Source organism: Erysipelatoclostridium sp. DFI.2.3, from assembly GCF_019132535.1.
In the GTDB taxonomy this organism is placed as follows: domain Bacteria; phylum Bacillota_I; class Bacilli_A; order Erysipelotrichales; family Erysipelotrichaceae; genus Clostridium_AQ; species Clostridium_AQ innocuum.
In genome coordinates this window covers 1-14402 of record NZ_JAHOOJ010000013.1, presented here as the reverse complement: position 1 = coordinate 14402, position 14402 = coordinate 1, and the positions used below count along the sequence as shown (strand labels likewise).

At 43.5% G+C, this 14402-nt stretch carries 15 protein-coding genes and 1 tRNA gene; 8 read left to right on the top strand and 8 right to left on the bottom strand.

The features are described from left to right. The first annotated feature begins 15 nt into the window (after positions 1 to 15). Entirely contained in the window at positions 16 to 969 is a 954-nt protein-coding gene (locus KSZ58_RS13905; protein ID WP_002606808.1) for a ribose-phosphate pyrophosphokinase, read from the top strand. 22 nt (positions 970 to 991) lie between these two features. Further along, on the top strand, positions 992 to 1348 hold the full coding sequence (locus tag KSZ58_RS13900; protein WP_002606809.1) for a DUF1622 domain-containing protein: 357 nt from the start codon (positions 992 to 994) through the stop codon (positions 1346 to 1348). Between the two features lie 634 nt (positions 1349 to 1982). Here the strand turns inward: KSZ58_RS13900 and treC are convergent. The 5 genes from treC to KSZ58_RS13875 all read right to left on the bottom strand — a co-directional run bounded on the left by treC (position 1983) and on the right by KSZ58_RS13875 (position 7773). Continuing rightward, the gene (gene treC, locus KSZ58_RS13895; protein ID WP_008818109.1) at positions 1983 to 3632 is read right to left on the bottom strand and encodes an alpha,alpha-phosphotrehalase; all 1650 of its coding nucleotides are present in this window, start codon (positions 3630 to 3632) and stop codon (positions 1983 to 1985) included. Positions 3633 to 3641: 9 nt separating this feature from the next. Beyond that, positions 3642 to 5525: a PTS system trehalose-specific EIIBC component gene (gene treP / locus KSZ58_RS13890; RefSeq protein WP_217752786.1), complete on the bottom strand. Its 1884-nt coding sequence runs from the start codon at positions 5523 to 5525 to the stop codon at positions 3642 to 3644. A 183-nt stretch (positions 5526 to 5708) separates the two neighbouring features. Further along, on the bottom strand, positions 5709 to 6425 hold the full coding sequence (gene treR, locus KSZ58_RS13885) for a trehalose operon repressor (protein ID WP_217752785.1): 717 nt from the start codon (positions 6423 to 6425) through the stop codon (positions 5709 to 5711). Positions 6426 to 6492: 67 nt separating this feature from the next. Continuing rightward, positions 6493 to 6999 carry an O-acetyl-ADP-ribose deacetylase gene (locus KSZ58_RS13880; protein WP_217752784.1) on the bottom strand — a complete coding sequence of 169 codons (507 nt, stop codon included), beginning with the start codon at positions 6997 to 6999 and terminating at the stop codon, positions 6493 to 6495. A gap of 9 nt (positions 7000 to 7008) precedes the next feature. Further along, positions 7009 to 7773: a hypothetical protein gene (locus tag KSZ58_RS13875; RefSeq protein ID WP_217752783.1), complete on the bottom strand. Its 765-nt coding sequence runs from the start codon at positions 7771 to 7773 to the stop codon at positions 7009 to 7011. A gap of 119 nt (positions 7774 to 7892) precedes the next feature. On the opposite strand from KSZ58_RS13875, the gene KSZ58_RS13870 reads away from it, so the two are divergent. From KSZ58_RS13870 to KSZ58_RS13845, 6 genes are all read left to right on the top strand, one after another. After that, on the top strand, positions 7893 to 8657 hold the full coding sequence (locus KSZ58_RS13870; RefSeq protein ID WP_002606818.1) for a polysaccharide deacetylase family protein: 765 nt from the start codon (positions 7893 to 7895) through the stop codon (positions 8655 to 8657). Between the two features lie 50 nt (positions 8658 to 8707). Next, complete coding sequence (locus KSZ58_RS13865; RefSeq protein ID WP_002606819.1) at positions 8708 to 9478, top strand: DUF2087 domain-containing protein; 771 nt, start codon at positions 8708 to 8710, stop codon at positions 9476 to 9478. 99 nt (positions 9479 to 9577) lie between these two features. After that, positions 9578 to 9937: a nuclear transport factor 2 family protein gene (locus tag KSZ58_RS13860; protein WP_009588937.1), complete on the top strand. Its 360-nt coding sequence runs from the start codon at positions 9578 to 9580 to the stop codon at positions 9935 to 9937. Between the two features lie 200 nt (positions 9938 to 10137). Further along, a complete protein-coding gene (locus tag KSZ58_RS13855) occupies positions 10138 to 10392 on the top strand; it encodes a hypothetical protein (RefSeq protein ID WP_002606821.1) in 255 nt (84 codons plus the stop codon). Between the two features lie 80 nt (positions 10393 to 10472). Next, positions 10473 to 11804: a tRNA uridine-5-carboxymethylaminomethyl(34) synthesis GTPase MnmE gene (mnmE, locus tag KSZ58_RS13850; protein ID WP_009270135.1), complete on the top strand. Its 1332-nt coding sequence runs from the start codon at positions 10473 to 10475 to the stop codon at positions 11802 to 11804. Between the two features lie 18 nt (positions 11805 to 11822). Next, positions 11823 to 12590, top strand: a complete 768-nt coding sequence (locus tag KSZ58_RS13845; protein WP_009588956.1) for a TatD family hydrolase — start codon at positions 11823 to 11825, stop codon at positions 12588 to 12590. A gap of 475 nt (positions 12591 to 13065) precedes the next feature. Here KSZ58_RS13845 and KSZ58_RS13840 read toward each other — a convergent pair. From KSZ58_RS13840 to KSZ58_RS13830, 3 genes are all read right to left on the bottom strand, one after another. Next, a tRNA-Pro gene (locus KSZ58_RS13840) sits at positions 13066 to 13142 on the bottom strand. A 70-nt stretch (positions 13143 to 13212) separates the two neighbouring features. Continuing rightward, positions 13213 to 13575, bottom strand: coding sequence for a metal-dependent transcriptional regulator (locus KSZ58_RS13835; protein ID WP_008818117.1), 363 nt, complete (start codon positions 13573 to 13575; stop codon positions 13213 to 13215). A gap of 43 nt (positions 13576 to 13618) precedes the next feature. Continuing rightward, positions 13619 to 13978 carry an arsenate reductase family protein gene (locus tag KSZ58_RS13830; RefSeq protein WP_009270137.1) on the bottom strand — a complete coding sequence of 120 codons (360 nt, stop codon included), beginning with the start codon at positions 13976 to 13978 and terminating at the stop codon, positions 13619 to 13621. Positions 13979 to 14402 lie beyond the last annotated feature (424 nt).

Here is a 14402-nt window from a genome sequence, read left to right as displayed (position 1 = left end):
CAGGATTGTAGAACAATGGAAAACAAAACAGTAGTTTTTGCGTTAACTTCAAGCGTTGAGCTAGCAAATGAAATCGTGGGAGAATTAGGGATACCTTTGGGTCAGTGTGATGTAAAGCACTTCTCCGACGGGGAAATCATGGTAGAATTAGGGGAGTCCGTGCGCGGGAAAAACGTCTACATCGTTCAATCCACATGTGCACCTGTCTCCAGCAATATCATGGAGGTACTGATTGCCATTGATGCCTGCAAACGTGCCAGTGCCGGTCATATTTCTGTCGTTATGCCATATTTCGGATATGCACGTCAGGATCGCAAGGCAAAACCGAGACAGCCGATCACATCCAAACTGGTTGCGGATCTGCTGGAACGGGCAGGGGCAAACCGTGTCATTACCATGGAACTGCATGCAACGCAGATTCAGGGATTCTTCGATATTCCTGCAGATGACATCTCCGCCATCTGTATTATCGGTCAGTATTTCAAGAGCCTGAATCTGAAAGATGTTGTGGTCGTATCACCGGACCATGGCGGAACTACTCGTGCGAGAAGACTTGCGGAAATTCTTCACGCTCCATTAGCAATCATTGATAAACGTCGTCCGAAACCAAACGTGGCAGAGGCTATGAACATCATTGGGGATGTAAATGGCAAAATCGCTATCGTGGTAGACGATATTGTGGATACTGCAGGGACGCTGACTGCAGGTATCCAGATGCTGTATGACAAAGGCGCTACTGCTGTATATGCATCCTGTGTGCACGGCGTTCTTTCCGGGCCGGCCATCGATCGCTTGAAGGCTGCGAATCTGGAAGAATTCGTATGTACCAATACGATTCCTCAGGATGACAAGGCTGCATTGTACCCACAGATGAAGGTATTGTCTGTAGGACCTGTTTTAGGACAGGTTATCAAGGCTGTGGAAGAAAGCAGACCAGTCAGCGAAATCGTTGCGAAATACGCAGAGTAAGCCTACATAGAAAGGAAACTGTATGCTGGAACATTTCATAGAATTCATGCTGCCGGAGATTGTATCCATTTTGGAAATCATCGGTATCGTTGTGATAACCATCGGATCACTGAAGGCGTTTTATCACTATATCAAAGCGCTGTTTACCCATAAACATTATCCGATCCGTATCGAACTGGCAAATGCTCTGGCATTAGGTTTGGAATTTAAAATGGGTGCCGAAATACTGAAGACGGTACTCGTCAGAAGCTTTTCGGAAATCTATATTCTGGGAGCCATCATTCTGCTGCGTGCACTTCTGTCCTTGATGATACATTTTGAAATCAAGACGGAGAAGGAACACGGATCCGCAAGTGAGGCATCACCGAATAATTATTAACATGCAGTACGGTATCAATTGGATATCGTGCTGCTTTTTTCTATTCCTGTGAAATCACTTAATATGGGTAAGACAGAATAATTGTTTGAGATTGGTTTTATAACTGATCTTATAAGGTGATGTGTCAATTGCTCTGTGTATATATCACGATCAACCAGGGAACTTCAGGATAGTGGCATAGGATGTGATTTTTATATGGAGGTATATCCTTCTTTCAAGCTGTTTATTGGAATTGACAGTATGGGTCTGTAACAGGCTTCATCATTGTTTGTTTCACTAAGTGAGCATTCATATGAAGAATGTGTTAACACCTTGTATGTATTTGGCAACAATCGGGTTTACATAACTGATGGATAGTGTTCTTCATAGAGTGATTTTTTCGTGAAATCCCCAGATGCTTTCGAAACTTAAAAAATTGTCTTTTTTGAAAGTGTGAGCCATGATCGAAAATCAGATTTTGATATATGGTAATGAAACGATAGAATTGCTTATTTAAAAGATGTCTTTAAACCCTATAAATTGGAATTTCATTGAAATATAAGATATATCGTCACTCTTTTCCTTTCACCATGACAGCTGTATGAATAAAAAGCGCATCAAAAAGCCATGCGATCACTCACATGGCTTATCTGCACTAGCTTGCTTTATAATATATGACAGATTCATAAGGACGAAGTGTGATACACTTGTCAGCTTTACTGTCCTTATAATTGCTTAACAACAGCACATAATCTGTCAGATTTTCTTTTATTTCCACACGTACAGCTTCTGCATAGAAATTGCTGAGTACAATCAGTTCTCCTTCCTCTCCTTTGCGTTTGTATGCAAAGATTGTCTTATGATCCTGCAGTAATGGAATATACAGGCCATCCTGAATCACCTTATACTCTTTCCGCATGCGTATCAATTTATGATAATGATAAAATACGGAATTTTCATCCTGTAGTGCATTTTCAATATTGACAGTTTTATAGTTATCGATTACTGACAGCCATGGAGTACCATCTGTAAAGCCTGCATTTTGCTTGCTGTTCCATTGCATTGGTGTTCTTGCATTATCCCGGCTGCGTTCCTGTAATATATGCAGGATTTCTTCCTTACTGCGCCCTTCCTTCTTAAGAATATCATAGAAATTTGTACTTTCTACATCGCGATATTGTGATATATCATGGAAATATGCATTGGTCATACCGATTTCCTCACCCTGATATACATACGGTGTCCCCCGCATGCAGTGAAGCACAGTAGCCAGCATTTTAGCGGCTTCTATACGATAGTTTTTATCATCGCAAAATCTTGAAAGCGCACGGGGCTGATCGTGATTACACCAGAATAAGGCATTCCATGCATCTGCTTCCTGCATACCTGTCTGCCAGTCATTCAAGAGCTGCTTTAGCTCGATGAAATCAAACGGCATCAGCTCCCATTTCTTTTTGTTTCTATAGTCTACCTTCAGATGATGGAAGGTAAATACACTCGTCAGCTCATGGGCGTCACTTCCTGAGTAACGTGTGCAATTCTCTAAGGTTGTTGAACTCATCTCACCAACCGTCATACTGTCTTCATCCTTGCCAAAGCTGTTCAGATTCAGTTCTTTCAAATATTCGTGTATGTGTGGACCATCCGTGTAAAACTGCCGGCCGTCAAAGAGGTTTGGATCATCCTCGAAGGAGCCTTTTGATACAAGATTAACTACATCGAAGCGGAATCCATGAACCCCTTTACTGCGCCAGAAGTTGACGATATCAGCCAGTTCTTTTCTGACTTCCGGATTGTCCCAGTTTAGATCAGCCTGTGTGACATCATACAGATGCAGATAGTACTCATCCAGCTCCTTGACATATTCCCATGCAGGACCGCCAAACTTTGAATTCCAGTTATTCGGAGCACTGCCATCTGCTTTTCCTTTGCGGAAAAAGAAGTAATCTTTATATTTCTCTTCGCCCTTTAAAGCCTTCTGAAACCAGACATGCCGCGTTGAAGCATGATTGAACACCATATCCAGCATGATATCAATGCCACGCTTTTTTGCTTCCCTGCATAATTCAGTAAAATCCTCCATAGTTCCATAGCGTGGATCGATTGCTCGATAATCTTCTACATCATAGCCATTATCCCGTTGCGGCGATACAAACATTGCATTAAACCAGATATAATCAATACCAAGCTTCTGCAGATAATCGAGTCTGGAAATGACACCCTGTAAATCGCCCCATCCATCTCCATTGGAATCCTGAAAGGATTTTGGATAAATCTGATATACTGTTTTCTCTTTAAAATTCATACTGCCCTCCTATTTGTATGTGATGATATGAGCATCACCAGCTGCTATCTTTTCGTGCTGTTTTTCAAGTGTGATCGCTGTCCCGTCCGTAAATACCACTGGAGAAACAAGAGATTTTCCTTTCCTTTTGATAACATCCAACTCTACATCAACCAGTACGTCACCCTGTTTTACGACATCTCCAGCCTTTACGTGCGGGTGGAAGCCTTCTCCATTTAATTCCACAGTATCCATACCAATGTGAATCAGAACCTCTTTTCCGTTATCTGCCTTGATACCGTAGGCGTGGCCGGTCGGAAATGCGACCATGATGGTTCCGCTGAACGGAGCCAGAACACGGGTATCCTGTAATTCTACTGCAAAGCCGTCACCCATAGCTTTGGATGCAAATGCCTGATCCTCTACTTCTTCCATCGGCATACATATACCGCTCATTGGTGAATGGAAGCTTTCCTCTTCGGCCGAGACGATGACAGCAGCTTCCTTTTGCTGCAGTTTCTTTTTTTCAACAAGCAGAGTCAAAACAAACGGAATGATAATCGCCGCTGCCATAGCTGCAAGGAATGCCAGCCAAAATTGTGATTTTATGGAAATGATGCCCGGTAAACCGCCGACACCGATGCTGAAGGCCTGCACCCCGCATCCTACAGATATCACTGCTGCAGCTGCAGAACCGATCATGCCGCAAATCAAAGGAAAGCCATATTTCAGATTGACACCAAATAAAGCCGGTTCTGTAACACCGAGATAGCAGGATATCAGGGCCGGGATATTGATCTGCTGTGCTTTTTCATCCTTTTTCTGAAGAACTGCCATTGCAAGAACACTGGATCCCTGCGCAATATTGGATAATGCAATCATTGGCCAGAGAATTGTACCGCCAAACATATTCGTCAGCGTTGTATCAATTGCATTCGTCATATGATGTAAGCCGGTCATAACGATTGGCGCATAGATCAGCCCAAATACCGCGGCAAACAAAACGCCAAAGCTGGAGGTTAGTCCGTTATAGACAATATCCGCAATTGCATTTCCTATTGTCCAGCCTACAGGTCCAACCAGAGTATGAGCAATAACAACTGCCGGGATCAGTGAACAGAACGGCACAACAATCATAGAAATGACAGCAGGACAGTGCTTACGGAAGAATTTTTCAAGATATACGAGGACAAAGCCTGCCATCATGGCTGCGATTACCTGCCCCTGATAGCCAATCATTTGAATCTGTGTGAAATCAAAATTCCATACAGGAATAGCGGAAGCCTCGGTTCCGGCTACCTGGAAGCCGTTTAACAGCTGCGGAGAAACAAGGGTTAGCCCAAGGATGATTCCAAGAATCTGTGTTGTTCCCATTTTTTTAGTAATGGACCAGACGATACCCACCGGCAGCATGTGGAAGACGGCTTCACCAATCAGCCATAGAAAGCTGTATACGCCATTCCAGAACTGTGAGGCTTGGGCGAGTGTCTGTCCGTCAAACATCGCAATCTCGCCTATGATATTGCGAAATCCGAGAATCAGACCGCCGCAGATCAATGCCGGGATCAGAGGTGCGAAGATTTCTCCAAGAGCACCCATCATTCGCTGTAATACTGTCTGATTTGATTTTGCAGAGCTTTTCAGTGAATCCTTGGAAACTCCTTCAATGCCTGCATAAGCCGTAAATGCATTGTAAAATTCACTGACCTCATTTCCGATTATGACCTGAAACTGACCGGATTGTGTGAATGTCCCCTTTGCACTGGGAAGGGATTCGATTGCCGCAACATCTGCCAGCTCCGGCTTTTCCAGTACAAATCGCATTCTGGTAACACAGTGAGAAACGGCCTGTATGTTCTCTTTACCACCGACGTATAGCAATAGTTTTTTTACATCTTCCTGAAACTTTTCCATAAGCTCCTCCTTAAACATGTACGTACATCTAAATACAACAACAGTATAACTTGTACGTACATGTCTGTCAATATCTTTTTTAAATAATTATTCATTTCTGTAAAAGAACATATGCAGCAGGTAGCCGTCTATTCGGTAATGGTATTTCAAATAAAGAAGCCGGCAATTTGCCGGCTCATGCTATTATGCTAATTTTACGCGTCTTGCGAAATCTTTAAATCGAAATTTATCCGGGCGGTGTCTTGCATTGGTATATTGAAAGATTCGTGCATCATCAAGATATGAGCAGGACTCCACATTCACAACCATATCATACTGTTTCATATCCAGAACCTTCGTATCCAGACCGCTCACGTTCTGGCATGTGATTTCCTTTTCCGCATAGGCGATTTTCAGATGCAGGGTATCTTCGATATAGGAGTACAATGACTGTTCCAGAATCTCTTCGTTCAGCTCCGGAATAATAGAAGCATCCAGTATATCCGTATCCAGAATAACGGCTTCATGGTCAATGATCCGAACCCTTTGAACAAGCCAGATTTCATCCTCCGGGCTCATATGAAATAATTGCCGGATACGGGCATCCGGATGAGTTTTTTCAAGACAAATCACCTTTGTCTGCACATCCTGTTCCATTTTATCGGCAAGCTCTTTAAAGCTGACAACACCGGAAACTGGAAAGTCATAGCGCTGTCGGTCCAGAACAATACTTCCTCTTCCCTTGGATTTCTGTATATATCCGTTTTGTGCAAGCAGCAGCAACGCTTTTCGAATGGTATCTCTGGATGCTTCATAGATTTTCATAAGCTCATATTCACCGGGAAGCGTATCTCCGGCTGCATAGAGATTTTGATCAATTCTTCCTAATATATCCCTGTAAATCGCTTCGTATTTTGACATTGTCATCACCTACTTGATTTTATCATGTACGTACAAATTCGTCAAAGGGAATTCTGTTTTCATAAAATCAAATATCGTATTCGCTTCGTACGGCTTCATATATCTGACGTGTAATCTCGTCGAAGCATACCAGATAAACAATCTTTATACAGGTTTCCTTTTCTTCCAGTATTGTCCGGATGGCAATGCGGGCAGCCTGTTCCAAGGGGAAGTGATATACGCCGGTACTAATGGCAGGAAAAGCGATGGAGGTTATATGATACTCCTTCGCCAGCTTCATACAGCTTCGATAGCAGTTTTCCAGCAACTCGCATTCCCCATGATTTCCACCCTGCCATATCGGACCCGGTGTATGAATTACATAGGAACAAGGCAGCCGATATCCCTTTGTGATTTTTGCTTCTCCTGTCTTGCACCCGTGAAGGGTACGGCACTCTTCTAAAAGCTCAGGTCCGGCAGCATGATGAATTGCTCCGTCGACACCGCCTCCCCCAAGCAGGGAAACATTGGCTGCATTCACGATGGCATCCACCTGCAGGGTTGTAATGTCGCCTGATAAAATCTTTATCATCATATCATTCCCTCACTCATGAAATATCGTCTGAATGAAATTTTTCGGTCCGTGTCTATACAACAGAACAATGCCTTCTTTGCCAAGGTCACGATAAATATCATCAAAATAAAACATGCCTGCGACAGAGGGGAACTGATTCCAGAATACCTGTGTCACGGCACTGACCAGGATCTTATGCTGTAAGGCTTTTGTTTCCACCTGCAGCGCCTGTGAAAGAAGACCGAAGGCACGCTCCTTATGCGCTTCATATTTCTGTGTATAAAACTTATAGCTGCTGCAGGAAGCATTCCATGCCAGATAATTCGCAAGACCGTTTGTGAATGCCAGATGGTTTAGCAGGCTGAGATATTTACGGGAACGTACAGGGAACTGCTTCTGAATCAGATACTTTGATAGCTCGAAGGTCAGATAATTCTGCAAAATATAGGTCATCTGTGAAACGATACGGGTATAATCAGCAATATGAATCAGATCAATCAGGATACAAAGCCCTTCCTCTGATTTCACAATGCGGTTTTCCTTTGTGCCGACAACCGCCATGATACAGACAGTCTCCAGCTGCTCCCTGTAATTGGGAAAAACAGCCTCAAAAAGCTCCTTGTTAAAGGTCGGAAATTCTTCTACGATGCTTTCCAGCTGTGAGTCCAGCTCCTGTACGATATCCCTTCGTTTCGGATCAGCCTCCTTGTACTCCTGCAGCAGGTAAAAATGCTTTTCCTCTGTTACAGGTCTTCCTTCCAGAAATGCGGCAGCTATGCGATTGTCATACAGCATAAAAGACCCCTCCTTTTGTAATTCATTATATCACGTTTCCATCACCTGCGTGAATGTTTTGCCATATCCCTTATAAGATGCACATTCCCGGGGAAAGCTAACAGAGAGGATGTGATTATATGAGAAAAGAAGTATGGCGTGATGTGATTTTAAGCAGTGTGGCATTTCTTGCACTGATGTGGGTTGCTTTTTTCTGGGCCCAGAAATATTTCCCGATGGAGCAGGATAGTGCTGCAGTCGCCAAGGTGGAAGAAAAAAAGGTTGCGTATTTAACCTTTGATGACGGTCCCAGTAAGCACACACAGGAGGTACTGGATATTCTGGATACCTACCATGTCAAGGCTACGTTTTTTGTGACGGGAAGCAATCCGGAGTATTACGACCTGATTAAGAAAGCGGATGCTAAGGGGCATGCGATCGGTATTCATACCTTCTCCCATGATTATGGCAAAATCTATTCCAGTGAGGAGGCGTATTTTGAGGATGTCAATAAAACGAATGCGCTGATTGAAAAACAGACGGGACATAAGGTGAATATCCTGCGCTTTCCAGGAGGCACCAGCAATACGGTATCCAGAAAGTACAGCAGCGGCATTATGAGTACGCTGGCAGCTTCTGTAACGCAAAAAGGGTATGAATACTATGACTGGAATGCTTCCAACGGGGATGGAAACTGTTATGTAGGCAGTGATTCACTGATCAATACGGCATTAAAGGAAATCAGGGATAAAAAAGAGGTAATGATTCTGATGCATGATGGAACCGGAAACAAGGCAACGGTAGAGGCGCTTCCTACGATTCTGAAAAGTATGCTGTCGCAGGGTTATGAGTTTCGTGTCATTGACTCTTCCACACCGGTATTTCATCATCATATCGCAAACTGAGAAAGTATGGTATAATATTTCATATGCAGTTGCTTGACAGGTGATGAAATATGAAAATAACAAGAGAAAAAAATCTGGATGAAATAAAAAACGGATATACAAAGGACAAACGTAATTTTTACCATTGTAATTTTTGCGATGCAGTGTTTGAGGATGGTGAAATTTTTCCGATAAACGGGCATTTTTACCGTGCCGAAAAGGCGGTGCAGATGCATATACAAAAGGAGCATGGTTCTGTGTTTGAACAGCTGCTGCAGCTGGATAAGAAATCCTGCAGTCTGACCGATGTGCAGAAAAAGCTCCTGCAGTATATTCATGAAGGGAAAACCGATAAGGAAATAGCCTCGCTGACAAGTACAAGTGCGTCAACCGTCCGCCATCAGCGCTTTGTTTTCCGAGAAAAAGCAAGACAGGCGAAAATGTATCTGGCTCTATATGAGCTATCGGTGGAGGGTATGATGGATAATCTGCTGGAGGTGCATGACCATGCCGCACAGGTGGATGAGCGCTATGTCGCAACCAGTGAGGATGAGGAGCAGGTGCTGAAGACGATGACACTCTCTATCGATCCGCTGAAATTAAAGCAGATTCCGGCTAAGGAAAAAAAGAAAATCATCATACTACGAAAAATTTGTGAATTTCTGGAGCCGCATCAGGTATACAGCGAAGAGGAAATCAATGCCTTTTTAAAGCAGATATTCGAGGATTTTGTATCACTGCGCCGCTATCTGATTGAGTACGGCTTTTTGCATCGGACAAAGGATTGTCAGTTCTATTCAATGGATCTAGGAAGGATCCGGGAGGTGGAAGACCATGAATGAAAGCCTGCACTGGTATGAAAATGAGGATCAGGTAAAGCATGTCTCGCGCTGTATGCGAATGTATCCTTTCTAAGATAACGATGAAAGGAGGAGCATAGAATGCAAAGCATCGTACATGCTTACTGGAATGCAATACATGAGCTGCGTTTTCAAGATGTAAGAGAGTTGTTCTGTGATACTGCAGAAATTACATGGCCCAATACGGAGGAAGTCTTTACCCTTGATGAATTTATAGCTGTAAATGAAGCCTATCCCGGAGAATGGGAGGAAGATGTTCTGAAATGCTATGAAACAGGGGATATGATTATAAGTGAAACAATGGTGAAGGGACAGGAAGTATCCTTTCTTGCCATTGGTTTCTTCACAATACAGGGAGGGAAAATCACTGCCCTGCGTGAGTATTGGACTGCTGTGGAAGCAGTCCCGGAATGGAGAAAAGAGCTGTTAAAAAGCAGATAGGGAATGCATGCATTCCCTGTCTTTTTATCTCACCATTCACGGAGCTTCTGACCGCCGTTCGATACATTGTAATTGTTTCAGCAGACGGATAAAATTATCATATAAGTGTTAGATGGTGGATACTATCATCATAGGTATGGAAGAGCTTCTGCTGTTCGTCCCATTCGGTGGAAGTATGCATTGTAAAAGGAGCTGGTTTCATGAAGTTTGCGACAAGTCTTACCAGCCTTGCATGCTGGCTCATGGCAATCGTACCCGGTGTGTACCTGCTCGCCTATCTCAGTGCCCGATACCTTCATTTGCCATCTGCATATTATTATACAATACTGGCGCTGGCTGCCACCGGCTACGCAATATTCCTGTTCCTGGTGTATCGGCTGAAATGCCGTATTCACAATTCCGCGCGCAGCCGGGATGGGGAAACCTCGGCAGACTGCATGAACAGTGATCAGTAGGACGAAAGGGTTATTGAGTAAATAACCTTTTTTTCTCGTCTTTTTGTGATACAATTACGTAGTAAATGGCAGGTGTTTTTATGTTGAATGATACAATAGCCGCAATCTCCACAGCGGCAGTGGATGGGGCAATCTCCATCATCCGAATGAGTGGAGCGGATGCCTTGTCGATTGCGGACAGCATTCTGAATTTTAATGTAGGAGAGAAAAAAAGCCATACGATCAGCTATGGCTATGTTTATGATCAGGAGCACGATGAACTGATTGATGAGGTGCTTGTCAGTGTTTTTCGTGCACCGAAGACCTTTACCTGTGAGGATATCGTAGAAATAAACTGTCATGGCGGACGGTTTATCACAAAGAAAATTCTGCGGCTGTGTCTTGCGCATGGCGCACGTCTTGCGAATCCCGGTGAATTTACACAGCGTGCTTTCTTAAACGGCCGGATTGATCTGACGCAGGCAGAAGCTGTGAATGACATGATACAGGCAGATACCGATGAAAATGCACGCATGGCTGTGCAGGGTATTCGCGGAAGCGTCAGAAAGCTGCTGGAGCCCCTGATTCAGGATCTGCTGGATATTATCGCAAACATTGAGGTAAACATCGATTATCCGGAGTATGATGATGTGGAGCAGCTGAGCAGCGAAATCATTCAGCCAAAGGCTGAGGAGTGGATGATGCGTATCCGGCAAATTCTGGACCGTGCACAGAGCGGTCAGCTGTTGAAGGAGGGCATCAAAACAGCAATTGTCGGTAAGCCGAATGTCGGGAAAAGCAGCCTTTTGAATGCGCTGCTTGAGGAAGAGAAGGCGATTGTGACAGATATCGCAGGAACAACACGCGATATAGTGGAAGGACATATCCATTTGCAGGGACTGACTCTGAATCTGATTGATACGGCAGGAATACGGGATACAGAGGATGTTGTGGAACAAATCGGTATCCGGCGAAGCTTACAGGCAATTTCCGAGGCACAGCTTGTAATCGTCGTACTGGACAGCAGCCATGCACTGGATGCGCAGGATGAGGAGCTGCTGGAGCTGACGAAGGATAAGACGCGTATCATCGTATACAATAAAACCGATATCTCCCATCGCTGTGAGGGCATATGCATATCCGCAGCCAGTGGTGAGATTGAGCCTTTGATGGCAAAGATACATGAACTGTTCGACGGTCATCAGCTGGTACTGCAGGAGCCGCTGCTGCAAAATGAGCGCCAGATTTCTTTAATGATGAAGGCAGAGAGCTGTATGCGGCAGGCGCTTGCTGCCATGAAGTCGAAAATGGAGCTGGATATCGTTGCTATCGATATACAGGAAGCCTATACAGCCTTAAAGGAGATACTCGGGGAAGTCCATCGTGAGGATTTACTCGACACCTTATTCTCCAATTTCTGTCTGGGAAAATAAGCAGGAGGAAAAAATGTTATGAATACATTGATCGATACACATTGTCATATCACCTGTGATGCCCTGTATGAGCGCATTGACGAGGTATTGGAGAATGCAAGGCAGGCAGGTATAGAAAAAATGCTCATCATCTGTACGGACTTTACAGAATATGAGCGTGCACAGCAGCTAAAGGAGCGCGAACCGGAGCGCTTTGATATCGCACTGGGCTTTCATCCGAACGATTTGTACGCTTTTCAGGAAGCCGATTATGAGCGGCTGGAGGAGCTGCTGAAACAGGAGCGCCTTATCGCAGTCGGTGAAATCGGACTGGATTATCATTGGGATGATGTAAAGCCGCAGGATCAGAAGACCGGCTTTATCCGGCAGATCAGGCTTGCGCAAAAATACAACAAACCGATTCTTATTCATATGAGAGAGGCAACGAAGGATACGCTGGACATTCTGAAGGATATGGGTCCGCTGAAGGGGATCATGCATTGCTACAGCGGAAGTAAGGAAGTGGCTATGGAGCTGATAAAAATCGGTTTTTATATATCCTTTGGCGGGCCGCTTACATTTAAAAACTCAAGAGGGGCTCCGGCAACGGCAGAAGCGCTTCCTTTGAACCGGCTGTTTGTGGAAACTGACAGTCCCTATCTGACGCCGCATCCGTTCAGGGGCAAGCAGAATGAGCCGATGTATGTCAGATATACATTTGACAAGCTGTGTGAAATCAAAGCGGTGGAGAAAGATCTGGCGGCAGAGCAGCTGCGGAAAAATTATGAGGAATTATTTTTAAAATAAGTATATATGCAGCTGATGGACATCTTAAATTGTAAAAAAAGAAAGTCACCTATCCAACAGATGGAAAGAGCGGCTGATAAAGAAAATGCTGTCATGTGCATAAGAGAAAACCTTTCGCGCATGAGTCATCCTACCTGCTGTTGCTTTTGATAGAAGTATTCTAAAAAGGTAGACGATTTTTAAAAGTCGTCTACCTTTTTAGCAGTCATCAGGTACTGTACTGGTAAGCAGGGTACAGCATGTATTACATCAGGATTGCCTTGCCTCTGTATCAGGTATTGATATGTATGAGACACACTGCTTGAATTTGAAAATGCGGATTTGATTCCTGCTACAGCGCTATTTCCAAGCACAGAATTACACAACTGCATGATTAGGGAAAAACGCTATGTAAGTCTTCTGATAAAGGACTTATCCATGGACAAGCATATGTTATGAAAAAAAAAGCCTTTTTTCAAAGGCTTATCAGCAGAAATGGTCGGAATGACAGGATTTGAACCTGCGACCTCTTGCTCCCGAAGCAAGCGCACTACCAAGCTGTGCTACATCCCGATGTCCTATACTATTTTATTCCGTTTTATGAAAATATGCAACAAAAAAAGCGCATTTTCATAAAAAAGCGCTATCTTTTGAAATTTTTGATTTTCTGGAAGGTATCTTCGCTGATCACATGCTCAATATGACAGGCTTCTTCCTCTGCTGTATCCGGTGCAACACCAAGTACATCCTCCAGAAAGGAACGAATAGTCGTATGACGCTGATACACCTTGACAGCCAGCTCTCTTCCCTCCGGAGTAAAATGAATATCCCCATAGGTTTCCTGCTGAACAAGTCCTTTTTCCTTTAATACATTCATAGCCTTATTCACACTTGGCTTGGAAACATCCATTTTTTTTGCCACATCCACACAACGGATCTTGCCGTTTTCATTATCCAGGATCAGCAGTGTTTCCAGATAATCCTCCAACGATTCACCTAATATCACCTTTATCACCTCAATGCCTTTTCATCAATATACCACATATTTGTTATTCTGAACATAAATTTTTATATTTATCTTCCTTGAAGCCGACCGCGATTCCTTTTTCACAAATCAGCAGCGGACGCTTGATCAGCATACCGTTGCCGGCAAGTAAATTCAGCTGCTCCTCCTCGCTAAGCGCCTTCAAGCGATCCTTCAGCTTCAGCTCCTTGTAAACATTTCCGGAGGTATTAAAAAATTTTTTTAATTCCAGTCCACTCTGTTTTACCCACGCACGAAGCTCCTCCACAGTAGGTGTTTCTTCAACGATATGGCGGATTTCCAGCTCCATTCCGGCATCCTGCAGATATTTCTTTGCTTTCCTGCATGTTGAGCAGGTTGGATATTCAATAAACAGCATACGCATAATTTCAGTCTCCCATCTTTTTTATAATCATAACCAAGAATACATGAAATTGCAAATACATTGCCTGTAGGAAGGGTACAATAAGCAAATGTAATGAATAATTCCTATATATATATCGGGTAGAAATGCAATCTGCTTTCGATAAACATGCAAAGGATTTCATACATCATGAATTGCGGCATGTTTTTGGTAAAGCATGCCTACATCCGTTTCCAGCCATCGTATAAACATTCATAAGGTGATATCCCGGTTCCTGTTAAAAGCCGGTAACAAAAAAAGGGTACTGTGATGTCAATGTCATTAAGTTAAGAGGATGAAAACAAACAGGATGCGGTTTTATTTTATCTCATTCTGATAGGATTAAGAGTATTCTGAAAAAAATGCATGACAAAAAGAAGATTTTTCAAGCAATTTATAAACTTTT

What these genes read in the sequence shown, in the direction of transcription:
- mnmE (WP_009270135.1), top strand. Translation starts at nt 10,473, where the DNA reads ATGTTGAATGATACAATAGCCGCAATCTCCACAGCGGCAGTGGATGGG.
- KSZ58_RS13905 (WP_002606808.1), top strand. Translation starts at nt 16, where the DNA reads ATGGAAAACAAAACAGTAGTTTTTGCGTTAACTTCAAGCGTTGAGCTA.
- treC (WP_008818109.1), bottom strand. Translation starts at nt 3,632, where the DNA reads ATGAATTTTAAAGAGAAAACAGTATATCAGATTTATCCAAAATCCTTT.
- KSZ58_RS13845 (WP_009588956.1), top strand. Translation starts at nt 11,823, where the DNA reads ATGAATACATTGATCGATACACATTGTCATATCACCTGTGATGCCCTG.
- KSZ58_RS13860 (WP_009588937.1), top strand. Translation starts at nt 9,578, where the DNA reads ATGCAAAGCATCGTACATGCTTACTGGAATGCAATACATGAGCTGCGT.
- KSZ58_RS13880 (WP_217752784.1), bottom strand. Translation starts at nt 6,999, where the DNA reads ATGATGATAAAGATTTTATCAGGCGACATTACAACCCTGCAGGTGGAT.
- KSZ58_RS13870 (WP_002606818.1), top strand. Translation starts at nt 7,893, where the DNA reads ATGAGAAAAGAAGTATGGCGTGATGTGATTTTAAGCAGTGTGGCATTT.
- KSZ58_RS13900 (WP_002606809.1), top strand. Translation starts at nt 992, where the DNA reads ATGCTGGAACATTTCATAGAATTCATGCTGCCGGAGATTGTATCCATT.
- treP (WP_217752786.1), bottom strand. Translation starts at nt 5,525, where the DNA reads ATGGAAAAGTTTCAGGAAGATGTAAAAAAACTATTGCTATACGTCGGT.
- KSZ58_RS13865 (WP_002606819.1), top strand. Translation starts at nt 8,708, where the DNA reads ATGAAAATAACAAGAGAAAAAAATCTGGATGAAATAAAAAACGGATAT.
- KSZ58_RS13830 (WP_009270137.1), bottom strand. Translation starts at nt 13,978, where the DNA reads ATGCGTATGCTGTTTATTGAATATCCAACCTGCTCAACATGCAGGAAA.
- KSZ58_RS13875 (WP_217752783.1), bottom strand. Translation starts at nt 7,773, where the DNA reads ATGCTGTATGACAATCGCATAGCTGCCGCATTTCTGGAAGGAAGACCT.
- treR (WP_217752785.1), bottom strand. Translation starts at nt 6,425, where the DNA reads ATGTCAAAATACGAAGCGATTTACAGGGATATATTAGGAAGAATTGAT.
- KSZ58_RS13855 (WP_002606821.1), top strand. Translation starts at nt 10,138, where the DNA reads ATGAAGTTTGCGACAAGTCTTACCAGCCTTGCATGCTGGCTCATGGCA.